General features: G+C 64.4%; 23 protein-coding genes. 9 read left to right on the forward strand and 14 right to left on the reverse strand.

What is annotated here, in order from left to right; translation table 11 throughout:
* Positions 1–19: 19 nt before the first annotated feature.
* Genes otnC through ACQ4W4_RS02610 form a run of 4 tightly spaced genes read right to left on the reverse strand, consistent with a single transcriptional unit; the run spans position 20 to position 4225 of the window.
* The gene (gene otnC / locus ACQ4W4_RS02595; protein WP_436540662.1) at positions 20–664 is read right to left on the reverse strand and encodes a 3-oxo-tetronate 4-phosphate decarboxylase; all 645 of its coding nucleotides are present in this window, start codon (positions 662–664) and stop codon (positions 20–22) included.
* The gene (gene otnK, locus ACQ4W4_RS02600; protein WP_436541112.1) at positions 661–1962 is read right to left on the reverse strand and encodes a 3-oxo-tetronate kinase; all 1302 of its coding nucleotides are present in this window, start codon (positions 1960–1962) and stop codon (positions 661–663) included. Before otnK ends, otnC begins: the two co-directional genes overlap by 4 nt.
* Entirely contained in the window at positions 1962–2882 is a 921-nt protein-coding gene (gene ltnD, locus ACQ4W4_RS02605) for an L-threonate dehydrogenase (RefSeq protein WP_436540663.1), read from the reverse strand. The genes otnK and ltnD overlap by 1 nt, the downstream gene beginning before the upstream one ends.
* A gap of 14 nt (positions 2883–2896) precedes the next feature.
* Positions 2897–4225, reverse strand: a complete 1329-nt coding sequence (locus ACQ4W4_RS02610) for an MFS transporter (RefSeq protein WP_436540664.1) — start codon at positions 4223–4225, stop codon at positions 2897–2899.
* A gap of 189 nt (positions 4226–4414) precedes the next feature.
* Between ACQ4W4_RS02610 and ACQ4W4_RS02615 the strand changes: the two genes are divergently transcribed.
* Complete coding sequence (locus ACQ4W4_RS02615) at positions 4415–5227, forward strand: FadR/GntR family transcriptional regulator (RefSeq protein ID WP_070310460.1); 813 nt, start codon at positions 4415–4417, stop codon at positions 5225–5227.
* Positions 5228–5260: 33 nt separating this feature from the next.
* Here ACQ4W4_RS02615 and ACQ4W4_RS02620 read toward each other — a convergent pair whose 3' ends face one another.
* Complete coding sequence (locus ACQ4W4_RS02620; protein WP_436540665.1) at positions 5261–6175, reverse strand: LysR family transcriptional regulator; 915 nt, start codon at positions 6173–6175, stop codon at positions 5261–5263.
* Here ACQ4W4_RS02620 and ACQ4W4_RS02625 point away from each other — a divergent pair.
* Genes ACQ4W4_RS02625 through ACQ4W4_RS02635 form a run of 3 tightly spaced genes read left to right on the forward strand, consistent with a single transcriptional unit; the run spans position 6149 to position 8590 of the window.
* Positions 6149–6400: a hypothetical protein gene (locus ACQ4W4_RS02625; RefSeq protein ID WP_436540666.1), complete on the forward strand. Its 252-nt coding sequence runs from the start codon at positions 6149–6151 to the stop codon at positions 6398–6400. The genes ACQ4W4_RS02620 and ACQ4W4_RS02625 overlap by 27 nt on opposite strands.
* A gap of 17 nt (positions 6401–6417) precedes the next feature.
* A complete protein-coding gene (locus tag ACQ4W4_RS02630; RefSeq protein ID WP_436540667.1) occupies positions 6418–7221 on the forward strand; it encodes a substrate-binding domain-containing protein in 804 nt (267 codons plus the stop codon).
* Between the two features lie 34 nt (positions 7222–7255).
* The gene (locus ACQ4W4_RS02635; RefSeq protein ID WP_436540668.1) at positions 7256–8590 is read left to right on the forward strand and encodes an MFS transporter; all 1335 of its coding nucleotides are present in this window, start codon (positions 7256–7258) and stop codon (positions 8588–8590) included.
* A gap of 27 nt (positions 8591–8617) precedes the next feature.
* Here ACQ4W4_RS02635 and ACQ4W4_RS02640 read toward each other — a convergent pair whose 3' ends face one another.
* Positions 8618–9244 carry a flavin reductase family protein gene (locus ACQ4W4_RS02640; protein ID WP_436540669.1) on the reverse strand — a complete coding sequence of 209 codons (627 nt, stop codon included), beginning with the start codon at positions 9242–9244 and terminating at the stop codon, positions 8618–8620.
* A 201-nt stretch (positions 9245–9445) separates the two neighbouring features.
* Here ACQ4W4_RS02640 and ACQ4W4_RS02645 point away from each other — a divergent pair, with 201 nt between their 5' ends.
* The 5 genes from ACQ4W4_RS02645 to ACQ4W4_RS02665 all read left to right on the forward strand — a co-directional run bounded on the left by ACQ4W4_RS02645 (position 9446) and on the right by ACQ4W4_RS02665 (position 14432).
* Complete coding sequence (locus ACQ4W4_RS02645; protein WP_436540670.1) at positions 9446–10507, forward strand: AI-2E family transporter; 1062 nt, start codon at positions 9446–9448, stop codon at positions 10505–10507.
* A 145-nt stretch (positions 10508–10652) separates the two neighbouring features.
* Complete coding sequence (locus ACQ4W4_RS02650; protein ID WP_436540671.1) at positions 10653–11357, forward strand: hypothetical protein; 705 nt, start codon at positions 10653–10655, stop codon at positions 11355–11357.
* Between the two features lie 326 nt (positions 11358–11683).
* Complete coding sequence (locus ACQ4W4_RS02655; protein ID WP_152249994.1) at positions 11684–12142, forward strand: hypothetical protein; 459 nt, start codon at positions 11684–11686, stop codon at positions 12140–12142.
* A 75-nt stretch (positions 12143–12217) separates the two neighbouring features.
* Positions 12218–13645, forward strand: a complete 1428-nt coding sequence (locus ACQ4W4_RS02660) for a Dyp-type peroxidase (RefSeq protein ID WP_436540672.1) — start codon at positions 12218–12220, stop codon at positions 13643–13645.
* Positions 13646–13772: 127 nt separating this feature from the next.
* The gene (locus ACQ4W4_RS02665; RefSeq protein ID WP_436540673.1) at positions 13773–14432 is read left to right on the forward strand and encodes a glutathione S-transferase family protein; all 660 of its coding nucleotides are present in this window, start codon (positions 13773–13775) and stop codon (positions 14430–14432) included.
* Between the two features lie 6 nt (positions 14433–14438).
* Here the strand turns inward: ACQ4W4_RS02665 and ACQ4W4_RS02670 are convergent, their stop codons facing one another.
* The 8 genes from ACQ4W4_RS02670 to hflK form a co-directional block, all read right to left on the reverse strand.
* A complete protein-coding gene (locus ACQ4W4_RS02670; protein WP_034752016.1) occupies positions 14439–14744 on the reverse strand; it encodes an NIPSNAP family protein in 306 nt (101 codons plus the stop codon).
* Complete coding sequence (locus ACQ4W4_RS02675) at positions 14741–15667, reverse strand: WD40 repeat domain-containing protein (protein WP_436540674.1); 927 nt, start codon at positions 15665–15667, stop codon at positions 14741–14743. Before ACQ4W4_RS02675 ends, ACQ4W4_RS02670 begins: the two co-directional genes overlap by 4 nt.
* Positions 15664–16173: a GNAT family N-acetyltransferase gene (locus tag ACQ4W4_RS02680; RefSeq protein WP_436540675.1), complete on the reverse strand. Its 510-nt coding sequence runs from the start codon at positions 16171–16173 to the stop codon at positions 15664–15666. Before ACQ4W4_RS02680 ends, ACQ4W4_RS02675 begins: the two co-directional genes overlap by 4 nt.
* Before the next feature lie 65 nt (positions 16174–16238).
* Positions 16239–16784 carry a phosphoribosyltransferase gene (locus tag ACQ4W4_RS02685; RefSeq protein ID WP_034752020.1) on the reverse strand — a complete coding sequence of 182 codons (546 nt, stop codon included), beginning with the start codon at positions 16782–16784 and terminating at the stop codon, positions 16239–16241.
* Positions 16785–16850: 66 nt separating this feature from the next.
* Positions 16851–18164, reverse strand: a complete 1314-nt coding sequence (locus ACQ4W4_RS02690) for an adenylosuccinate synthase (protein WP_034752021.1) — start codon at positions 18162–18164, stop codon at positions 16851–16853.
* A 3-nt stretch (positions 18165–18167) separates the two neighbouring features.
* Positions 18168–19328: an ATP phosphoribosyltransferase regulatory subunit gene (locus ACQ4W4_RS02695; protein WP_436540676.1), complete on the reverse strand. Its 1161-nt coding sequence runs from the start codon at positions 19326–19328 to the stop codon at positions 18168–18170.
* Positions 19329–19600: 272 nt separating this feature from the next.
* Positions 19601–20488, reverse strand: a complete 888-nt coding sequence (gene hflC, locus ACQ4W4_RS02700; protein ID WP_436540677.1) for a protease modulator HflC — start codon at positions 20486–20488, stop codon at positions 19601–19603.
* Positions 20488–21780 carry an FtsH protease activity modulator HflK gene (gene hflK, locus ACQ4W4_RS02705; protein WP_282406443.1) on the reverse strand — a complete coding sequence of 431 codons (1293 nt, stop codon included), beginning with the start codon at positions 21778–21780 and terminating at the stop codon, positions 20488–20490. Before hflK ends, hflC begins: the two co-directional genes overlap by 1 nt.
* Positions 21781–21782: the final 2 nt, after the last annotated feature.

The following is a 21782-nucleotide window of genomic DNA, read 5'->3' on the forward strand; positions in this document are numbered from 1 at the left end:
CGGTATCTCCTAGGGAATCTTATATGTCGAGTTTGAACGTGTGCTTCAGGTCGGCGATCTGCGCCGCGTCGAGCGGGCGCGTGGGCACGTCGCGCAGCAGCAGGAACAGCTTGGCCGTCTCTTCCAGCTCCTCGGCCGCATACACGGCCGCTTCCAGGCTGGTGCCCGAGACGACGGGACCGTGATTGGCCAGCAGCACGGCCGAATGTTTGCGCGCCATGGCGCCAATCGCGCCCGCCAGCGCCGGGTCGCCCGGCCGGTGATACGGCACCAGGGGCAAGCGCCCCACCTTCATCACAAAGTACGGCGTCAATGGCGGGATGCAATCGTCATGGTTCAAGCCGCACATGCACGACACGGCGGCCGAATGCGTCGAGTGCAGATGCACGATGGCGCCCGCGCTGCCCCGCTCCTCGTACATGGCGCGGTGCAGGAACGCCTCTTTCGACGGCGGCGCGCCGCTGATCAGCTTGCCGTCCCAATCGAGTTTGGATAGCTGCGCGGGATCGAGCCGCCCCAGGCTGGCGTTCGTCGGCGTGAGCAGCCAGCCGTCGGACAGGCGCACGCTCAGGTTGCCGCTGCTGCCCGCAGTCAATCCCCGTTCGAACAGCGACTTGCCGAAGTCGACGATCAGCTCGCGCTGGCGCGATTCGTCGGCGCTCATGCCAGCACCTGCCAGGCCTTGCTGAAGAAATCCACGGTGCCGAAATTGCCGGACTTGAGGGCCAGCGCCAACGGCGCCCTGCCCTCGTCGCCCGGCGCGGGCAACGCTAGCGTCCAGGGCACGCCCGGGTCGATCTCGGGGCCGATGCGCAAGCCCGCCACGCCCAGCGCCTTCACCACGGCGCCCGAGGTTTCGCCGCCGGCGACGATCAACTGCCCCACACCGTGGCGCACGAGCCCCTGCGCGATGGCGGCCAGCGTTTCCTCGACGAGGGCCCCGGCACGCTCCACGCCCAGCCGCGCCTGCACGGCGCGCACGGCGTCCGGCGTGGCCGTGGCATAGATCAGCACCGGGCCTTGTGCCAGGTGCGCGCCGGCCCAGGCCAAGGCCTGCGCCACGACGGCGTCGACCACCTCGCCGCCCGCGGCCAGCTGCAGCGGATCGACGTGGAATGCTGGCGCCTGTTCACGCATATGCGCCACCTGCTGCTGCGTGGCCACCGAGCAGCTGCCCGAAATCACGGCGCGGAAACCCGTCGCAGGCGGCAAACGTCCCGCCTGGCCCGCGGGCGATGGTGACAACTGGCCCCGCTGGCGGAAGTTCTGCGGCAGTCCCAGCGCGATGCCGGAACCGCCCGTGATCAGTTTCAAGTCGGCGCAAGCGGCGCCGATCGCTTCCAGGTCGCGGTTCGACACGGCATCGACGACGGCGAAGCGGCAGCCTTGCGCACGCAAGTCCGTGAAGCGCTGGGCGATGGCGGCCGCGCCCTTTTCCACCACGCTGTAATCGGCCAGGCCCACCTTGGCTTGCACCTGCTGCTGCAGCACGCGCACCAGGTTCGAATCGGTCATCGGCGTCAGCGGATGGTCGCGCATGCCCGACTCGGCCAGCGGCACGTCGCCGACGAAGAGGTTGCCCTTGTAGATGGTGCGCCCGTTGGCGGGAAACGCGGGGCAGGCGATCGTGAAGTCCGTGTCCAGCGCCCGCATCAGCGCTTCGGCCACGGGACCGATATTGCCGCGCGGCGTGGAGTCGAACGTGGAGCAGTACTTGAAGTAAAACTGCCTGCATCCGGCTTGCTGCAGCCAGGCCAGCGCGGCCAGCGATTCGGCCACCGCCTCTTCCGGGGCATTCGTGCGCGACTTGAGCGCGATGACGACGGCATCGACATCGCCAGGTGGCGGACCTTGCGGCACGCCGATCAGCTGCACTGTGCGCATGCCGGCCTTGACCAGCATGCCGGCCAGGTCGGTGCCGCCCGTGAAATCGTCGGCGATACATCCCAGTAAGACAGTCATCATGGCTCCTTTTGATTCAATGACGCTTTCGCCGGCAAATCGATACCGGGGAAAGTTTTAATCACGGCCGCATCGTCCTCGCCGCCAAAGCCGGCGGCCGACGCCTGCATGAACATCTGGTGCGCCGTGGCCGACAGGGGCAGTGGAAACACGCTTTTTTTCGCGTAATCGAGCACGATGCCCAAATCCTTCACAAAAATATTCACGGCCGACAGCGGCGTATAGTCGCCCTTCAAAATGTGCGGCACCCGGTTCTGAAACATCCAGGAACTGCCGGCGCTGTTCGAAATGACTTCGTACAGGGCATCCGGATCGCAGCCGGCGCGCAAGCCCAGCGCCATCGCTTCGGCGGCGGCGGCGATGTGCACGCCGGCCAGCAACTGGTTGATCATCTTGACTTTGGAACCCTGCCCCGGCTGTTCGCCCAGGCGGTACAGCTTTGCACAGATGGCGTCGAAAATAGCGGCGCACGCGTCGAATGCATCGGGTGCGCCGGCCGCCATCACCGACATTTCGCCCGCTTGCGCCTTGGCCGCGCCGCCGGAAATGGGTGCGTCGATGAAGCGCAGTCCCATGGCCGCCAGGCGAGCACCGAGCGCTTCGGCAAATTCGGGCGCCACGGTGGCGCAGGCGATGACGACGCTGCCGGGCGCCAGGGCGCTGGCCGCACCGTGTTCTCCAAACAGCACGGTTTCCGTCTGCTGTGCATTGACGACGACGATCAGCAAGGCTTGCACCTGCGCCGCCAGCGCGGCCGGAGACGGCGCCGCATGGGCGCCCTTCTCGACCAGCGTTTGCACGGTTTCCGGGCGCACGTCGCAGGCATGCACGTCGAAGCCCGCGCGCAGCAGCGATTGCGCGATGCCCATGCCCATGGCGCCCAGGCCGATCACGCCCACTTTTTTCATTTCTACGTTCATCTGCTGCTCCAGTCTTATTTGTTCACCAGCTTGGCCGGCACGCGCATGATGATGGCCGCGCCGATCACCAGGATGCCGGCCAGCAGGTAGATGGCGATGTCGGTCGATTGCGTCAGGTCCTTGATCGAACCGATCATGTAGGGCGCCGCGAAGCCGGCCAGGTTGCCCACGGAATTGATGGCGGCGATGCCTGCGGCGGCCGAGACGCCACCGAGGAAAGCCGTCGGCAGGCTCCAGAACATGGGCGAGGCGGCCAGGATGCCGCCGGCGGCGATCGTCAGGAAGAAGATGGCCCAGCCCGTGTTGTGGGCGCCGGCCAGCGCGCTGCAGACGATGGCGGCGGCGCCGACCACCAGCGGGATGGCCATGTGCCAGCGGCGTTCGCGGTATTTGTCCGAGCTGCGGCCCAGCAGGATCATCGAGGCCACGGCCACCGAATACGGGATCGCCGTGAACAGGCCAATATTGAGCACGCCCGTCACGCCGGCCGCCTTGATCAGGCTGGGCAGCCAGAAGGTCAGCGAATACTGGCCCATCACGCAGCAGAAATAGATCAGGGCCATGACCCAGATGCGCGGGTCGGCGAACATGGCGCGGATCGACGGGTGCGAGACCTTGCCTTGCGCTTCCGTGGCGATGCGCTGCTCGAGGATGACTTTCTCTTCTTCCGTCAGCCACTTCGCAGCGCGGATGCTGTTGTCGAGGTAGAGCAGCACGGCCACGCCCATCAGCGCGGCGGGTATCGCTTCGAGCACGAACATCCACTGCCAGCCCGCATAGCCGTGCCAGCCGGCGAAGGTTTCCATGATCCAGCCCGACAGGGGGCCGCCGATCAGGCCCGCCACGGGAATGGCGGCCATGAAGGTGCACACCATGCGCGCGCGGCGCTCGGATGGATACCAGTAGGTCAAATACAGGATGATGCCCGGGAAGAAGCCCGCCTCGGCGATGCCGAGCAGGAAGCGCATCACGTAGAACTGGGTCGGCGTGGTGACGAACATGAAGGCGCCCGAGATGATGGCCCACGTGATCATGATGCGAGCGATCCACACGCGCGCGCCGATCTTGTGCAGCATCACGTTGCTGGGCACCTCGAACAGGAAGTAGCCGAGGAAGAACACGCCGGCGCCCAGGCCGTACACGGTTTCGGAAAACTGCAGGTCGGCCAGCATTTGCAGCTTGGCGAAGCCCACGTTCACACGGTCGAGGTAAGCGACGATGTAGCACAGCATGAGGAAAGGGATGATGCGCCAGGTCACCTTGCGATAGACGGCGTCGTCGATGGTTTTCTGGCTGGCGGCGGCGCCGGCCGCCTGCCCGGGCAATGCTTGTGATACGTCCATGCTTGTCTCCTGATCGCTGGGGGATCGACCGTGCCGGGTTTTTATGGTCCACCGGTGGTGGTTGGCAACTTGTCTAAAATTTGTATGGATGTATATTATGTGTGTGTTTTGTGTGTGTCAAGCTGTATATTCCATATAATGGCAAGCAGGCAAGCCCGCATAAAAACCGCTAGCACAAGGATGCATCCGATGGACCGCACGTTCCGCTTTACCCTTCCCCCGCCGGAGCCCGCCGCAGGCAGTTTCACCACCGGCACCCTGGGTGCGCGGGTGGCGGCACGGCTGCGCCAGCAAATCCACAACGACGGCCTGGCCGGCGGCACGCGTCTGCCGTCCGAGCAAGCCATGGCGACGCACTTCGGCGTCAGCCGCACGGTGCTGCGCGAAGCCATCGCTCTGCTGCAGGCGGACGGCATCGTCGCCACGCGCAAGGGCAGCGGCACCTTCGTGTGCGCGCAGGACGGCGCGAAAACGGGCGAACGGGGTGACGAACTGACGGAGCAGTCGGTGCAATCGCTGCTGAACCTGATCGAGGTGCGCCAGGGACTGGAAGCGGAAATCGCCGCGCTGGCGGCCGTGCGGCGCACGCCGGGCCAGCTGGCCGACATCGAACACGCGCTGCGCCGCATCGAGGAAGCCGTGGCGGCCGGCGTCGACGGCGTGGAAGAAGACGTGCGCCTGCATCTGTGCATCGCCGAGGCGACGGGCAACCCCTACTGGCCGAAATTCGTCGCCATGTTCGCCGACCCGATCCGCTCGGCCGTGAAGGTGACGCGCGCGAATGAAGCGCGGCGCACGGACTTTTCCATCGAGGTGCGGCGCGAACATGAAAAGATCGTGCAGGCGATCGCCGACGGCGACCCGCAGCGGGCGCGCCAGGCGGCCATGGAACACATGCAGCACGCGGCCGAGCGCGTGCGCCTGGCCGACCGCGAATTCTGGCGTGGCGACGGCGGCGCGCTGGCGCGCACCCTGGGACGCGATCCCATCATGCAAAAATAAAGTCTGCCCTTTTCGTGCGCCGCAGCGCACCGCTCATGTCCGCCGCCCCTGCTTTGCGATGCTCGCGCTCATCATGTCGAACAGGGTGCGTGACGCGGGCGGCATCGCGTGCTGATGCCGGCTGATCAAGCCCAGCGTGCGCTTGACGGCAGGATTGACGAGCGGCACGCCGACCACCGTGCCTTGCCGCTCCGGCAGAATCGACAGGCCCGGCACCGCCGCCACGCCCAAGCCCGACTCCACCAGCGCCAAGATGCCTGACACGTGGTTGATCTCGCACGAGATCCACGGATGCTTTTCCACGCCAGCCAGCGCCGCATCGAGCACGCTGCGGTTGCCGCTCGACTTGGCCACCGAGATATAGCGTTCGTCGACGGTATCCTTCCAGCTCAGCTTCTTGCGCCTGGCCAGCCGGTGATCGTGCCGCATGGCCAGCACATAGGTCTCGACGTAGATGGGCTGGAAATGGATCTCCGGATTTTCCGCGCCCGTAAAGCTGATGCCGAAGTCCGCCTCGCCGGCCAGCACGAGGTTGAGCACGTCCTGCGCGCTCTCGTCATGCACGCGCACGCGGATTTTCGGAAACTGCGCGCTGAAGCGCTTGAGCACGTCCGGCAGGAAGTGCCACACGGCCGAGGGCACGCAGGCGAACGTCACCGTCCCGGTGCGGTGCGCGGCCAGGTCGGCGACGCCCAGCACGGCATCCTCGAGGCCGTTGAGCGCATCGCGCACATTCACCAGGAACACCTGCCCCACATTGGTCAGCTGCACGCGCCGGGTGGTGCGTTCGAACAGCTTGACCCCCAGCGCATCCTCGAGTTTTTCAATGCGGCGGCTGAGCGCCGGCTGCGACAGGAACAGGTCGGCCGCGGCCTGGCGAAAACTGTTGCGCTCCGCCACGGCCACGAAGGCCTGCAAATCATGAAGTTCGTAATTGATGCGCTGCATGCATTAATCCTCGGAAAAATTGCAATTATCAAATTATGCCATTTCAACGATGATGGGGTCTTAATGCTGAGCCTCGCCAAGAAGGCATCACTCAAAAAAACGGAGACACCATGCCCGCCTTCCGCCGCGGCATCAACAACACAAGCCACTGGCGGTCCGCTACGCCTCATCCCATCCGCACGTCAACAGCGCGCAGCGCCACGCGCCTTCATGCTCAACTTTTAACGACAGGAGAAACAACGATGCTACAACATAGCCTGGTGCGGCGATCCGCCCCCATACTGGCCGGCTTCCTGCTGCTGGCCGCCGGCGCGGCCCATGCCGCCGACATCCGCGTAGTCAGCTCGGGCGGTTTCGCCCAGGCCTACAAAAACCTGGCGCCCGCCTACGAGCGCGCCAGCGGCGACCATCTGGTATCCGAATGGGGTCCGTCGATGGGCACCACCAGGAATGCGATCCCGGCGCGGCTGGCGCGCGGCGAACCGATCGACGTCGTCATCATGGTGGGCGACGCGCTCGACAAGCTGATGCAGGAAGGCCGCCTGGTCGGCGGCAGCAAGGTGGTCCTGGCCAATTCGCCGATTGCCTGCGCCGTGCGCCACGGCGCGGCACATCCCGACATCAGCACCACCGAGGGCTTGCGCAGCGCTTTCCTGCAGGCGCACAAGGTGGCCTATTCGGACAGCGCCAGCGGCGAATACATCGAGAAGCAACTGATGCAGACACTGCACATCGCGGAGCAGATGCAGGGCAGGGCCGCGAAAATTCCCGCCACCCCCGTCGGTGAAATCATCGCGCATGGCGAGGCCGATTTCGGCTGCCAGCAGCGCAGCGAGCTGCTGCCGGTCCAAGGCATCGACATCGTCGGCCTGCTGCCGCCGCAAGTGCAACGGATGACGCAATTTTCGGCGGCGCTGGTCCCGGGCGGCAAGGAACCGGAAGCCGGGCGCGCCCTGCTGCGCTTCCTCGCCGCCCCTGCCAACGCCGGCGCGATCGAGGCGACCGGGCTGGAAGCGGCAGCGGCGCCGCTGCCAATCACGCACTAGGCGTCGTCACTCATCTTTCATCACGAGGTAAACCATGGCCATTCCCTCCACCGCCGCGCCCATCGCCGAACCTGCTCCGCCGCGCGCACAGGCACGCGCTCCCTCGCGCATCGCCACCGTCATCCGGGTGACGAGCGGGAACTTCATCGAAATGTACGATTTTTTCCTGTTCGGCTTTTACGCGACGTATATTGCCAAGGCCTTCTTCCCCGCCACCAGCGAATACGCGGCCCTGATGATGACCTTCGCCACCTTCGGCGCGGGATTTTTCATGCGGCCGCTGGGCGCCATCATCCTCGGCAGCTATATCGACCGCATCGGCCGGCGCAAGGGACTGGTGCTGACCCTGGCCATCATGGCTTCCGGCACGGCGCTGATCGCCTTCGTGCCCGGCTATGCCACCATCGGCTTGCTGGCGCCGCTCCTCGTGCTGATCGGGCGCTTGCTGCAAGGTTTCTCCGCCGGCGTGGAGCTGGGCGGCGTGTCGGTCTACCTGTCCGAGATGGCGACACCCGGCAACAAGGGCTATTACGTCAGCTGGCAATCGGCCAGCCAGCAAGTCGCCATCATCTTTTCCGCGGCGCTGGGTTACTATCTCAACGAAACCTTGAGCAAGGAATTCATCGCGGACTGGGGCTGGCGCATTCCGTTCTTCATCGGCTGCTCCATCATCCCCGTGGTGTTCTACATCCGCCGTTCGCTGCAGGAGACCGAGGCCTATCTGACGCGCAAGTCGCATCCGACGTTCCGGCAAATGCTGGGGACCATCAGCCTCAACTGGCCGCTGGTCGTCAGCGGCGCGATGCTGATCGTGCTGACGACGGTGGCGTTCTATCTGATCACCGTCTACACGCCGACCTTCGGCAAGAGCGTGCTCAAACTGAGCACCGAAGACAGCCTGCTCGTCACCTTGTGCATCGGCCTGTCGAACTTCCTCTGGCTGCCGGTGATGGGGGCGCTGTCGGACCGCATCGGGCGCTGGCCCATCATGGCCGCGTGCGCGGCGCTGACGATGCTGACCGCCTACCCGGCCCTGTCCTGGCTGGTCGCCCATCCCAGCTTTGAGCATATGCTGATGGTCGAGCTGTGGCTGTCCTTCCTGTACGGCAGCTACAACGGCGCCACCATCGTCGCGCTGACGGAAATCATCCCGGCCAGCGTGCGGACCACGGGCTTTTCGCTGGCCTACAGCCTGGCCACCGCGCTGTTCGGCGGCCTGACGCCGCTGGTGTCGACCCTGCTGATCGAGAGCACCGGCGACAAGGCGGCGCCAGGCTACTGGATGGCGGGCGCCGGCGCCATCAGCCTGCTGGCGACGTGGCTGATCTATCGCGGCATCGTCAGGGAGCGCCATCCCGTGCCGGCGTGAACCAGTCCGGCCTGGACGGACATCGCGTCATGGCCAGGCGGGCCGCCGCATGTGGAACAGGCTGTCCGGCCCGATCTCGAAATAATCGGCCGGCCCGCCGCCGCGCAATATCGGCGCGGCGGCGGCCGTGTCGTATACGCCGTCGACCAGCAGATGGCGCGCGATGTGCACACCCACCACCTCACCGAGCACCAGCCAGCTGCCGACACCATCGCCATTGACGCCTTGCAGCTCGATGATCTGCGTGCGCCGGCATTCGAAGGACACGGGGCTTTCCGCCACGCGCGGCACGTTGACGATGCGCGAGGCGGCCGGCGTCAGGCCGGCCAGCGCGAATTCATCGACTTCGGGCGGCGCCGGTGCGCAGCTGATATTCATCGCCTCGGCCAGCGGACGGGTCGCCAGGTTCCACACGAATTCGCCCGTCTGTTCGATATTGCGCAAGGTATCCTTGCGGCCGATGCTGGAAAAACCGATCAGCGGCGGATGGTAATTGAAGGCGTTGAAAAAGCTGTACGGCGCCAGATTGAGCACGCCCTCGCCGCTGCGCGAGGCGATCCAGCCGATGGGACGCGGTCCGACAATCGCGTTGAACGGGTCATGCGGCAGGCCATGGCCCTGTGCAGGTTCATAAAAGTGAATGGGGTCAAGCACGCGCGTTCCTGAAGTCAAAAGAGGTCAACGGCGCCCGGGATGGAACGCCTGGAACGACAGCTTACTGGAATTGCCGCCACCGCGCTGCCTGCCCGCCGGCGCCGGGTGCGCTCGCGCACAGACTGCGACAATTGTATGGCGCGCCACACCACGCCTCGCTTATGATGGGGCAACTCAACCCTGATCACTGCGCTATCGCCCATGCCTACCCTCACACTGCACCAGAAAGTGTTCCTGCTCCTCCTGAGCATCGTCACCATCGGCTTCGGCTGGATACTGGCGCCGTATGCGGGCGCCATCTTCTGGGGCGTCATCCTGGCGATCCTGTTCGCGCCCGTCTACCGCTGGCTGCTGGCCAAAACCAGGGGACGCGCCGGCCTGGCGTCGCTGCTGACCTTGCTGCTGATCATCGTCATCGTGATCCTGCCGCTGTCGCTCATTTCCGTGTCGCTCGTGAACCAGGCGGCCAGCGTCGTGGAAATGGTGCGTTCGGGCGAAATCACGGTTGCCATGTTCTTCGATAAAATCATGGCGGTGCTGCCGCACTGGCTGATCAACCTGCTCGAGCGCTTCCACCTGACCAGCCTGGCCAGCCTGCAGGACAAGCTGGCCGAGGGCGCCACGCAGGTGAGCCAGGTGGTGGCGGTGAAAGCCATCAATGTGGGCCTGTACACCTTCGAATTCCTCACCAGCCTGTGCATCATGCTGTACCTGCTGTTTTTCCTCATGCGCGATGGCTCGGCCCTGTCGGCCCGCATCAAGAACGCCGTGCCGCTGAGCCGCAAGTACAAGCAGCGCCTGTTCACCAATTTCACCACGGTGATCCGCGCTACCGTGAAGGGCAACATCCTCGTGGCGATTGCCCAGGGCGCCCTCGGCGGCCTGGCGTTCTGGTTCCTCGACGTACCCGCCCCCCTGCTGTGGGCCGTGCTGATGGCCTTCCTGTCGCTGCTGCCGGCCGTCGGCGCCGCCCTCGTCTGGGCGCCCGTGGCCGCCTACTTCCTGGCCACGGGCGCCATCTGGCAAGGCGCAGGCCTGGCCGCCTTCGGCGTCTTCGTCATCGGGCTGGTCGACAACGTGCTGCGCCCCATCCTGGTCGGCAAGGACACCAAGATGCCCGACTACGTGGTGCTGCTGTCGACCGTGGGCGGCATGGCCCTGTTCGGCCTGAACGGCTTCGTCATCGGCCCCGTGGTGGCGGCCCTGTTCATCGCCTCGTGGGACCTGTTCGTCTCGGCCAGCGAATTCCAGGCCGAGGATTGAGGACTGGCGGCCGAACAAAATCATCGCACAGGCGCATTTTCCAGTACCCTGGGGAGCACCATCCGCGTTCTGCCCGAAACCTGTTTACAGCGCTGTTGCAGATTTGCATACTGGTGCTACCTTCATCACGGCAGGCGTGACACCGATGCGCATCAACCTTGCACGACAGGAGCAGGATTTTTCTCTCGGCCGGCGCCCTCAGGGCCCGTATGTCGCCGCGATTATCCTGCTGCACCTGGCGCTGTTCTGGGCGGCCACGCGGCCAGTCCACACAAGAAGCGAGCATGATGACCGGGTCTGGCTGCAACTGATGCCGCCGCTGCCACCACTGCAAAGGTTCATTCCACCCGCCCAGCCCGCGCCGGCGCCCGCACGTCCGCCAGCAATCCGAACCGTCCCCGCCGACACGAGGGCAGCGGCGCCGCAGGCATCGACGCAAAACCGGCCGCCAGACGATGCCCCGCCGGCAGATCCGCTGCCTGTCGCCCCCAGGGCCAGTCCTCTCACCCTGGCGCAACAGGCGCTGCAGGCCGCCGGCGCCATCGACCGCCAACTGCGCGCCGAGCACCCGCAGGAGTTTGTGGCGCCGCCCGATACGCCGCAGACGCGCCTGGCAAAGGGCTTTGCGGAAGCGCATGCGGCGGTCAAGCCAAAGTGGTTCGAAGCGGCCCGCATCGAGCTGTTCAGCGCGCCAAACGACCCGAAGCGCATCTACCGCGTCATCACGGCGACGGGCGAATATTGCATCTATATGCCAGACAAAGGCAACATGACCTTGAACCTCAGCGCCAGGTCCGGCTATGCCGGTTTCGGCGAAGGGACCGCGGCGCCTTGTCCCATCCGGTTTTAACAGCGGGCGATGCAGCGCGTCTCCTCGGTGCAGCGGTGCATGGCAACCTGGCAGCCGTCCCATCTTGCAGAAATAATCCCGTCAGAATCCGGCGCCGCCAACGGCGCCACTTGCGCTTCCCGAAACAGGCCGGGACAGCCTGGCGGCAGAGTGTCCGCCGACCCTCGCCAGACCCGGCAACTATCCACATGAGACCGCATTTCGCCTCAACTATCATCTTGCAATAGTGCGCATTTAACAACAAATTCGAAAATATAGTTTTTGACGCAATAGGCGCCGCGGCGTAGTGTCGGTCGTCCCGACAACCACGTAATGAGGAGCCTCCCATGGCAAATCCACTGTGCTTAATGATGCCGGTACTGCCCGGCACCAATCCGACCGCCATCGCCGCAACGTTGCTGGAATACCAGGCGAAGATCAATGCCGCCCTCACCGATATCGGTACCGTGCACTTTGCCCGCTTCACCCTGCTTGACCGCTCCCAGCCCAATCTGCTGCCCAACCTTGGCTCGATGGGCGCTTCCGATACCCTGATCATCGGCGTGATCACCGAGTATGACGGCAGCTTCAACAGCTACATCGAGGATTTCGTGGCACAGTTGGGCGAAGTATTCGACGCGCTGCTCCAGTTTGTCGTGGGCGGCAAGGCACTGATGCCCGTTGCCAACCATGTGGCCGCGTTTGAAGCCTTCATCACCGCCAACGACGCCGCGCAGCACTTGCCCAATACCGGCCTGTATAGCGCCTATCCGCAGACCGTCCAGCAAATCCTCGCCTCAGTCTGAGCCGCACGCCACGCCGGGGCCGCGCATGCGGCTCCGCCACCCTGTCAGCCCCCCCCCAGCCCCCGGAGAGACAGCATGGCCGATTCCCCCATCGATTACGACGACGTGCAAGGCACGATCCTGCGCGGCTACCGCGTCAACCTGGCGCGTCATTTCATCTTCAGCATCGCGGACGCGGCGCAGGCAAAACGCACCATCGCGGCCCTGCTCGACGGCAGCGACGGACTGCCATCGATTACCACGGCGCGCCATATCCATCCCAAGCCGCCCTGCTTCCTGAACCTCAGTTTTACCGCGCCCGGCCTGTCCGCGCTGGGGGTGGACGCAGCCGACCTGGCCACCTTCGACCAGGCTTTCCAGCGGGGTGCGGCCGACCCGCTCAGCGTCGCGGCTGTAGGCGACGTGGGCGACAGCGCCCCCGCACACTGGCTCGGCAACCTGGGACAGGCCACCGAGGATCGCCAGGTGCATGCGCTGCTGAGCCTATGGGTCAGCGAATCGGAGGAAGTGCTGGAGGCGACGTCGGCCAAGCTACGCCGCGCCTTTGCCGCCGGCTGGCGTGAACTGTATGCGCACGACGGCGTGGCCTTGCCAGGCAACCGCGTGCATTTCGGCTACCGCGACAACATCGCCCAGCCGGACGTCGATGGCGCCCCGCCGCGCAAGCACGAGTACGAACCTGACCCGCTCAACAGCGTCAAGACGGGGGAATTCCTGCTCGGCTACGAGAATGAAAACGGCGGCATTTACCAGGTGCAGCCGCCGCAACTGTCCACCAATGGCAGCTACGCCGCCTTCCGCATCCTGGAGCAGGACGTGGCACTGTTCGACACCATCCTGAGCCAGGGCGCGGCCAGTTCCGGCCTGTCCATCGAGATGGTGGCCGCCAAGATGTGCGGGCGCTGGCGCAACGGCAACCCGCTCGTGCTCAGCCCGGGCGAAGCCGGCCCCGTGCTGCCGGACGCCAGTCTGAACCGCTTTCACTATGTCGATACCCAGCCGGAACAGGACGACACCTTGGGCCTGAAATGCCCGATCGGCGCGCATATCCGCCGCAACAATCCGCGCGACGAAGGCGTCGTGGGCACTTCCGCCCGCCACCACCGCATCGTGCGGCGCGCCATGCCCTACGGCAGCGAATACGATTGCGCCGCGCCGGCGACGGAACGGCGCGGCCTGGTCGGCTATTTCATCAATGCCAACCTGCGCAATCAGTTCGAATTCCTGATGCAGCAATGGAACGATGACGATACCTTCGTCAAATCGGCCGTCGGCCCGGCCGGTCCCGAAGCGGGCAATGCCACGCTCAACATCAGCGGCCAGGACGTGTTCTTGGGCATCAACGACCCGGCCGTCAGTTCCTTCACCTTGCCCGGCGTGGGCGCCAAGGGCAGCGGCAATACGAAACTGCAGCATTTCTCGCGCAGCGTCATCACGCGTGGCGGCGTGTATTGCTTCTTCCCCAGCATCACGGGATTGCGTTATCTGGCGAACCTCGGCTAGGCAGGCGAGCCGCGGATGCAGGCGGGAACGGCGGCGCACGAACGGCCCGGACCGCTTGCATTGAGCCTGTCATGGCACTATCCTTGCAACACGCGCGTGTTGCCAACCTTGCACTGGAGACCCCACCGTGTCGCTGATCCTCTACGGCCATCCCTTTTCCTCGTACACGCAAAAGGTGCTCATCGCCCTGTACGAAAACGCCCTGCCGTTCGACTTCCGCACCCTGGCGCCGGACAGGCCGCAGCACCTGCAGCAGTGGCTGGAGCGCTGGCCGCTGCGCAAGTTTCCGCTGCTGGTAGATGGTGAGCGCAACGTCGCCGAGACCAGCATCATCATCGAATACCTGCAACTGGCCCATCCCGGTCCGCTGCGCCTGCTGCCGGACGACGCCATGCAGGCGCTGGAAGTGCGTTTTCTCGACCGCTATTTCGACCTGCACGTCATGACACCCGTGCAGCATGCCGTCGGCGCCGCCCTGACGGGCGCACCGGCGAAGACCGAGGAAGGCCGCGCGTTTGCCGCCAACAAGCTGGACCTCGCCTACGCCTGGCTGGAAACCCGCCTGGCCGGCAAGACGTGGGCCGCCGGCGACCACTTCAGCCTGGCCGACTGCGCCGCCGCGCCGTCGCTGTTTTACGCGGACTGGACGCAGCCGATTCCCGCGACGCTGCCCCTGCTGCGCGCCTACCGCGCGCGCCTGCTGGCCCGTCCATCGTTCGCCCGCGCGGTGGACGAGGCACGTCCATACCGCCACCTCTTCCCCCTGGGTGCGCCGCAGCGCGATTGACCCGGTTCAGGCAAACACGGGGCGAAAAAAACTGCGCTCATAGCTGACGATGCAACGCGTCTCTTCGGCATAGCGGAAGGCGGCCTGGCATTCGGCGTCCTGCATCGAATCGCTGCGGTACTGCTCGTACAAGGCCAGGCTGGGGAACGAGAACATGGCCAGGGCCACGTTGCTGGCGCCTTCCGACGGCAAAAAGTAGCCGTGGTGCTGGCCGCCGAAGCGCTCGACGAGCGGTATCCACAGCTTGCCGTAGGCTTCGAATTCCCGCAATTTGTACGGGTCGATGATGTAACGCAAATAACAGGTGATCATGCGGTTTCCTTGTGAAGGTTCAACTCCATCAGCATGCCCGATTCCCACGAGCCGATGGCGGCCAATGGCGAAGCAGGCAAAAAGTCCAGCGCGCACGGATACGTAACATCTTCCTGCGCCAGCACGCCGAGACCGGGCCAGGCGTAGAACAGCAGCTTGCCCTTGCCGATGCGCCCCAGCGCGCTGCCGTCGGGCAGCCAGCGCAAGGCATTGCCCGTGCCGCCGCCCGCTTCCACGGGCAACGTAGCCAGCCAGCAGCCATCGTCCAGCGCATATATCGACAGGAACTCCTCGCCGCCCGCGTGATGCAGCGCGGCCAGGGATGCTCCGTCCGGCGATGGCGCGCACGACCTCAGGCCTGGCAGCGACAGCACCACGCGGCCGGCACCGGCCTGCAGGGGCCAGTCCCACACGCTGCAGTAGTCGGGCGGCTGCACCTGCCCCTCGTCCACCGATTTGACGCCGTGCAGGACCAGCAAGCGCCGCCCGCCATCGATGGCGTAGACACCGCGCAGCATCTCGCCCGGGTGCTCCTGCATGAAACGCACCTCGCCCGTCTGCGCGTCGCGCACCCGCAGGCGGCCATCCCAGCCGCCGTCGGCCAGATAGCGGCCGCACGGCGACCACGCGGGGCCGCAGCCTTCGCCATCCTTCTTGTTCTGGAAATTGAACAGTAATTGTCCCGCCTGGGCATCCACCACGGCCAGCTGGCCCGTCGTGCTCTTGATGGCCAGCCGGCCGCCGTCGGGCGAGAAGGCCATGCTGGAAGCATGGGCGATGAATTTGCCGCGCCACAGTTTCTGGCGTGCCGCCACGTCCCACAGGACCAGGTCGCGCCCCAGCACGGCCAGGCGCGTGCCATCGGGCGAAAACCGCACATCGTAGCTGCAGCCCAGCTTCAGGGGTTTGCGTGTTACCGTCATGGGCGCGCCAGGCGGTAGACGACGCTGTCGATATCGTAATGGCGTTCCATGCCCACGTAGTGCATGCCCAGGCGCGTCATGACCTTGATCGATGCAGCATTGTCGGGATGGGCCACGGCCACCACTTCCGGTGCGCCGACGACGTCGAACGCATGCGCGACGATGGCGGCCGCCGCTTCGCTGGCATAGCCCTGTCCCCAGCCCGTACGCGCCAGGCGCCAGCCGATTTCAAGGGGATTGGCCCTGTCGCCGGAGAGGTGCTGCAGGCACGCCATGCCCACCAATTCACCGTCATCGAGGCGGATCAGCGCCCACCAGGAATAGCCCCACTCGGCCCAGCGACCCATGGTGCGTGTGATGGCCGCGCGCGTCACCTCTTCGGTCTCTGGCTGGCCCGCGTTCAGGTAGGTCATCACCTCGGGATCGGTGTTGAGCATGCGCATACGCTCATAGTGGCTCTCATTGATCGGTTCCAGACGCAGCCGCGCCGTCGTCAGTATGGTCATCGCATTTCCTTGGACGAAAAAAAAGACGATACACGATCGTCTTTTTTTTGCAAGCGCGCACGCAATTACTTGCCTGCTTCGCCCTTCTTGATCCACGCCGCCAACTGGTGCGGACGCAGGCCATCGTAGTCTTCGAACGGCTGATGGATCCACGGATTGTGCGGCAGTTCGTCGAGGAAGTAGTCGGGGCGCACGACGGAGCAGCCCTTGAGCCAGATCACGGCCGATTTGACTTCGGTCACGTCAGGGAAGTTTTCCTTCAGGTGACGCGTGACCTTGTCCAGGGTGACGCCCGAATCGGCCAGGTCGTCGACCAGCAGGATGCGGCCGGCCAGCGGCCCCTTGGTCATGGTCATGTACTTGGCGATATCGAGGTCGCCGCGCACCGTGCCCGCGTCTTCGCGGTAGGAGCTGGTCGACAGGATGGCCAGCGGCAAATCAAAAATGCGCGAGAACACGTCGCCAGGACGCACGCCGCCGCGCGCCAGGCACAATACCTGGTCGAATTTCCAGCCCGATTCGTAGACCTTGAGCGCCAGGCGCTCGATCAGGCGGTGGTATTCTTCCCAGTTGACCCAGAGGTGTTGATCGTTCGATTGTGGGGTAGTCATGATAGTGGAATCTTATTATTAGCGTGATTAAAAAAATCCGCCTTGCGGCGGATTGTGTCCAGCAGCTTACTCGAATGGGTGGCGCAGCACGATCGTTTCTTCACGATCCGGACCGGTCGAAACCATGTCCACCGGTACGCCGACCAGTTCTTCGATGCGCTTGATGTAGGCGCGCGCCGTTGCCGGCAGGGCCGCCAGCGATTTCGCGCCGACCGTGCTTTCCGTCCAGCCCGGCATCTCTTCATACACGGGCACGCAACGGGCGGCTTCTTCAGCGCCCGATGGGAAAATGTCCGTGGCCACGCCGTCGATGGTGTAGCCGGTGCACAGTTTCAAGGTTTCGATACCGTCCAGCACGTCCAGCTTGGTCAGGCACATGCCCGTCACGCCGTTGATCTGCACGGAGCGGCGCAGCAAGGCGGCGTCGAACCAGCCGCAGCGGCGGGCACGGCCCGTCACGGTGCCGAATTCATGGCCGACCTGCGCCAGGTGGTGGCCGACGCCCGCATCCGTTGGCAGTTCCGAAGGGAACGGGCCGGAACCGACGCGCGTCGTGTAAGCCTTGGTGATGCCCATGATGTAGTGCAGCATGCCTGGGCCCACGCCCGAACCGGCGGCGGCATTGCCGGCCACGCAGTTCGACGAGGTGACGAACGGATAGGTGCCGTGGTCGACGTCGAGCAGGGAACCCTGCGCGCCTTCGAACAGCAGATTCGCGCCGGCCTTGTGCGCCTTGTACAGCGCACTCGATACGTCGGTGACCATCGGACGCAGACGCGGCACATAGGCCAGCGCGTCGTCGAGGGTCTTCTGATAGTCGACTTTCGGCGCCTTCAGGTAGTTTTCCAGCACGAAGTTGTGGTAATCGAGGTTTTCGGCCAGCTTTTCGGCAAAGCGCTTCTCGTTGAGCAGGTCGGCGATACGGATCGCGCGGCGCGCCACTTTGTCTTCGTAGGCCGGGCCGATGCCCTTGCCGGTGGTGCCGATCTTCGCATCGCCACGCTTGGCTTCACGCGCCAGGTCGATCGCGGTGTGGTAAGGCAGGATCACAGGCGCCGCGTCCGACACTTTCAGGCGCGAGGCGACTTCGACGCCGACGGCTTCGAGCTTGTCGATTTCGCGCAGCACGTCCGGCACGGAAACGACCACGCCGTTACCGATGTAGCAGGCGACGCCTGGACGCATGATGCCCGACGGGATCAGCTGCAGCGCGGTTTTGACGCCGCCGATGACCAGCGTGTGGCCTGCATTGTGGCCGCCCTGGAAGCGCACCACGCCCTGGGCGTGATCGGTCAACCAATCGACGATCTTGCCTTTACCTTCATCGCCCCATTGGGTGCCGATGACAACAACGTTCTTTGCCATAATTTTCTTTGACATCACTCAACCTAAGTTTTTAAGAATCCAGCTACTACCATTATCGGCAAGTACCAGCACGCGATCGCACTCGAACTCGTCTTGTTCATTACTGTGACCCGGCAAACTCTGGATCACGACCTCGCCCGCCTTGCGCAACTCGGCGATTTTTTCCTTCAATTCTGGCGCGCTGCCCCACGGCGCGCGGATCGAATGCTTCCGTTCCGCGGTCGGCAACAGGCGCGCCAGTTCGCGCAAATCGAGCGAGAAGCCGGTCGCGGGACGTGCCCGGCCGAACGCTTCGCCGACGTGGTCATAACGGCCGCCGCGCGCAACCGCGTTCGGCAAGCCAGGTACATACAGCGCAAACATCGCGCCGCTTTCATATTGGTAGCCGCGCAGGTCGGCCAGGTCGATCGCCACTTCGGCGCGCCCCAAAGCGGATCCTGCCAGCGCAGCCAGTTCAGCCAGCGCCTTGAGCACGCCCGGCAGCGGCGGCAGCACTTCGCGCGCACGCGCCAGCACGTCGATGTCGCCGTACAGGTTCGGCAAGGCCAAGAGCGCATCACGCGTGACGGCATCGTAGGATGCGGTCAGGGCGCGCAGGCCCGGCGCATCTTTCGCGCGCAGCAAGGCGTACAGCGCCGCTTCGTCGCGCCCGGCGGCGACGTCTTGCGCAATGATAGCGCGCAACAGACCGACGTGCGACAAATCCAGGCGCACGCTATCGAAACCGGCCAGTGCCAGCGAGGCGAGCGCCAGTTCCTGGATCTCGGCATCGGCTTCCAGGCCGGCGTGGCCATAGATTTCGGCGCCGATCTGCAGCGGTTCGCGGGTGGCGTGCAGACCCGACGGACGGGTATGCAGCACGCTGCCGGCGTAGCACAGGCGGGTGACGGTGGCGCGGTTGAGCAGGTGCGCGTCGATGCGCGCCACTTGCGTCGTCATGTCGGCGCGCAGGCCGAGCATGCGGCCCGACAGCTGGTCGACCAGTTTGAACGTGCGTAGGTCGGTATCCTTGCCAGCGCCGGTCATCAGCGATTCCAGATACTCGAGCAGGGGCGGCATCACCAGTTCATATCCGTACAGACGGAAATTATCCAGCATGAGGCGGCGCAGCTCTTCGATCTTGCGCGCTTCCGACGGCAGAACATCGGCAATATTTTCGGGCAAAAGCCAATTCGGCATGAGGGAGCGAGATACGGAAGAAAGTTGAAAAAATGCATCATGCGAGGCAGCGGCAGGCGCGCCAGGCAAGAGGCCGAACCTGATATTTTACGCGAAAACACGGCCCTTTAGGGATAAGTTGTCCGAAACGCTGCCGCACGGCCCTAAAAACACCGCATTTTACGCCTTCCCGCAACAGCATGACGGACACAAAAAAACGGGGCCGGCGTCACACGCCTGCCCCGCTGCTGCTGCCACCCGTCCTTGCGGCCGGGTGCAGTGTCGATGCTGCCTTACTTCTTGGCCGAACCGGCTGCGCCGCCGCCCTTGAAGTACTTGAAGAATTCCGAGCTCGGATCGACCACCATCACATCGCCCTTGTCCTTGAACGTGGCGCGGTAGGCTTCCAGGCTGCGGTAGAACTTGTAGAACTCCGGATTCTTGCCAAACGCTTCCGCATACACCTGCGACGCCTTGGCATCGCCCTCGCCGCGGATCTTCTCGGCTTCGCGATACGCTTCGGCCAGGATCACCGTGCGCTGCTTGTCGGCGTCGGCGCGGATCTTCTCGGAGTCGGCCGAACCGGTCGAACGCAGCTCATTGGCCACGCGCACGCGCTCGGACTTCATGCGCTCGTACACGGAGTTATTGATCTGCTCGACGTAATCGACGCGTTTCAGGCGCACGTCGACGATGCCCACGCCGATGGCCTCGGCCTCGGCCGCCACCTTGGCCTTGATCGCCTGCATCACCTTGCCGCGCTCGCCCGAGATCACTTCGCGCACCGTGCGCTTGGTGATTTCATCGTTCAGGGCGGCCTTGACGATTTGCGACATGCGGTTGCGGGCACGGCTCTCATCGCCGCCGAAGCTGCGGAAATAGGTCTTCGGATTGACGATGCGCCACTTCACATACGCGTCGACGAGGATGTTCTTCTTCTCGGCCGTGATGAAGCGTTCCGGCTCCGGCGTATCGAGCGTCAGGATGCGCTTGTCCAGGTAGATGACGTTCTGGAACGGCGGCGGCAGCTTGAAGTACAAGCCAGGTTCGCTGATCTCGTCCTTGACTTCACCGAGGGCGAAGACGATGGCGTATTTACGCTGATCGACGACAAACACGGTCGAGGACAAGAGCATGATCGCGATAAAGCCCGCGATCAGGGCGGCAACGATACGGTTCATTAGCGGCTCTCCCGTTCACGCGAAGAGCGGCTGTCACGGCGCTGATTGACTTCTACTGTCGGCATGGCTTCCTGTGGCAAAACGGTGTTGGCTGCGGGTGTCGCGGCAGCACGGGCGGCGGCAGCGGCGGCATCGGTGGCGGCCGTCTGGGCGATCAGCTTGTCGAGCGGCAGATACAGCAGATTGCTGCCCGTCTTGGCATCAACCATGACCTTGCTGGCACTGCTGAACACTTGCTGCATCGTTTCCAGATACATGCGGTCGCGCGTGACGGCCGGCGCCTTCTGGTACTCGACCAGCACCTGCTTGAAGCGCGACGCGTTACCTTCGGAGTTCTCGGTCACCATGGCCCGGTAAGCCTCGGCTTCCTGCACCAGGCGGAATGCTGCGCCGCGTGCTTTCGGAATGACGTCATTGGCGTAAGCCTGGCCTTCATTCTTCTGGCGCTCACGGTCCTGGCCTGCCTTGACGGCATCGTCGAAGGCTGCTTGCACCTGCTCCGGCGGCTGCACGGCCTGCATCGTCACGTTGTTGATCAACACGCCAGCCTTGTAATCTTCAAGAATCTTCTGCATCAATTTTTGCGTGTCGAAGGCCACCTTTTCGCGGCCTTCATACAGCACGAAGTCCATCTTGCTGCGGCCGACCACTTCGCGGATCGCCGTCTCGGCGACCTGGCGCAAGGTGTCTTCCTGGTCGCGCAGGCTGAACAGCCATTCCACGGGATCCTTCAGCGTGTACTGCACCGCGAACTGGATGTCGATGATGTTTTCATCGTCCGTCAGCATCAGCGATTCGCTGGCCTGCTTGTTGCGCAGCGACGTGCGATACCCGACTTCCACCGTGCGCACTTGCGACACGTTGACGGTTTCATCGGTCTGGAACGGATACGGCCAGCGCCAGTTGAGACCGGCCGGCGCCGTGCGCGTGTATTGGCCAAACGTCAGCACCACGCCGCTCTGGCCCTCTTGCACGATGAAGGCGCCGCTGGCGAGCCAGATGAAGACGGCGATCACGCCGACCACGCCGGCGGTGATGCCGGCGCCCTTCATGTCGGGACGCGGGCCGCTGCCACCGCCGTTGTTATTGCCGCCGTTGTCGGGACGGTTCTTCTGTCCGAAAAAGGCGTTCAGGCGCTGATTGAAATCGCGCCACAACTGATCGAGGTCCGGCGGACCTTCGCCGGGCTTTTTGCCTTCTTGGGCTTTCTTGCCGTCGTCCTTGCGATTGCCCCAGCGGGGATCGTTCAGGGACAACTTCAAGCCTGTTTTTTTGAGTAGGGAGACAAGCATAA

The sequence above is a fragment of the Janthinobacterium glycogeni genome (assembly GCF_051380725.1).
Lineage (GTDB): Bacteria > Pseudomonadota > Gammaproteobacteria > Burkholderiales > Burkholderiaceae_D > Janthinobacterium.

Bases quoted from the DNA above. Each gene is read 5' to 3' on its own strand.
- otnC (WP_436540662.1), bottom strand. From the start codon at position 664: ATGAGCGCCGACGAATCGCGCCAGCGCGAGCTGATCGTCGACTTCGGC.
- otnK (WP_436541112.1), bottom strand. From the start codon at position 1,962: ATGACTGTCTTACTGGGATGTATCGCCGACGATTTCACGGGCGGCACC.
- ltnD (WP_436540663.1), bottom strand. From the start codon at position 2,882: ATGAACGTAGAAATGAAAAAAGTGGGCGTGATCGGCCTGGGCGCCATG.
- ACQ4W4_RS02610 (WP_436540664.1), bottom strand. From the start codon at position 4,225: ATGGACGTATCACAAGCATTGCCCGGGCAGGCGGCCGGCGCCGCCGCC.
- ACQ4W4_RS02615 (WP_070310460.1), top strand. From the start codon at position 4,415: ATGGACCGCACGTTCCGCTTTACCCTTCCCCCGCCGGAGCCCGCCGCA.
- ACQ4W4_RS02625 (WP_436540666.1), top strand. From the start codon at position 6,149: ATGAAGTTCGTAATTGATGCGCTGCATGCATTAATCCTCGGAAAAATT.
- ACQ4W4_RS02620 (WP_436540665.1), bottom strand. From the start codon at position 6,175: ATGCAGCGCATCAATTACGAACTTCATGATTTGCAGGCCTTCGTGGCC.
- ACQ4W4_RS02630 (WP_436540667.1), top strand. From the start codon at position 6,418: ATGCTACAACATAGCCTGGTGCGGCGATCCGCCCCCATACTGGCCGGC.
- ACQ4W4_RS02635 (WP_436540668.1), top strand. From the start codon at position 7,256: ATGGCCATTCCCTCCACCGCCGCGCCCATCGCCGAACCTGCTCCGCCG.
- ACQ4W4_RS02645 (WP_436540670.1), top strand. From the start codon at position 9,446: ATGCCTACCCTCACACTGCACCAGAAAGTGTTCCTGCTCCTCCTGAGC.
- ACQ4W4_RS02650 (WP_436540671.1), top strand. From the start codon at position 10,653: ATGCGCATCAACCTTGCACGACAGGAGCAGGATTTTTCTCTCGGCCGG.
- ACQ4W4_RS02655 (WP_152249994.1), top strand. From the start codon at position 11,684: ATGGCAAATCCACTGTGCTTAATGATGCCGGTACTGCCCGGCACCAAT.
- ACQ4W4_RS02660 (WP_436540672.1), top strand. From the start codon at position 12,218: ATGGCCGATTCCCCCATCGATTACGACGACGTGCAAGGCACGATCCTG.
- ACQ4W4_RS02670 (WP_034752016.1), bottom strand. From the start codon at position 14,744: ATGATCACCTGTTATTTGCGTTACATCATCGACCCGTACAAATTGCGG.
- ACQ4W4_RS02675 (WP_436540674.1), bottom strand. From the start codon at position 15,667: ATGACGGTAACACGCAAACCCCTGAAGCTGGGCTGCAGCTACGATGTG.
- ACQ4W4_RS02680 (WP_436540675.1), bottom strand. From the start codon at position 16,173: ATGACCATACTGACGACGGCGCGGCTGCGTCTGGAACCGATCAATGAG.
- ACQ4W4_RS02685 (WP_034752020.1), bottom strand. From the start codon at position 16,784: ATGACTACCCCACAATCGAACGATCAACACCTCTGGGTCAACTGGGAA.
- ACQ4W4_RS02690 (WP_034752021.1), bottom strand. From the start codon at position 18,164: ATGTCAAAGAAAATTATGGCAAAGAACGTTGTTGTCATCGGCACCCAA.
- ACQ4W4_RS02695 (WP_436540676.1), bottom strand. From the start codon at position 19,328: ATGCCGAATTGGCTTTTGCCCGAAAATATTGCCGATGTTCTGCCGTCG.
- hflC (WP_436540677.1), bottom strand. From the start codon at position 20,488: ATGAACCGTATCGTTGCCGCCCTGATCGCGGGCTTTATCGCGATCATG.
- hflK (WP_282406443.1), bottom strand. From the start codon at position 21,780: ATGCTTGTCTCCCTACTCAAAAAAACAGGCTTGAAGTTGTCCCTGAAC.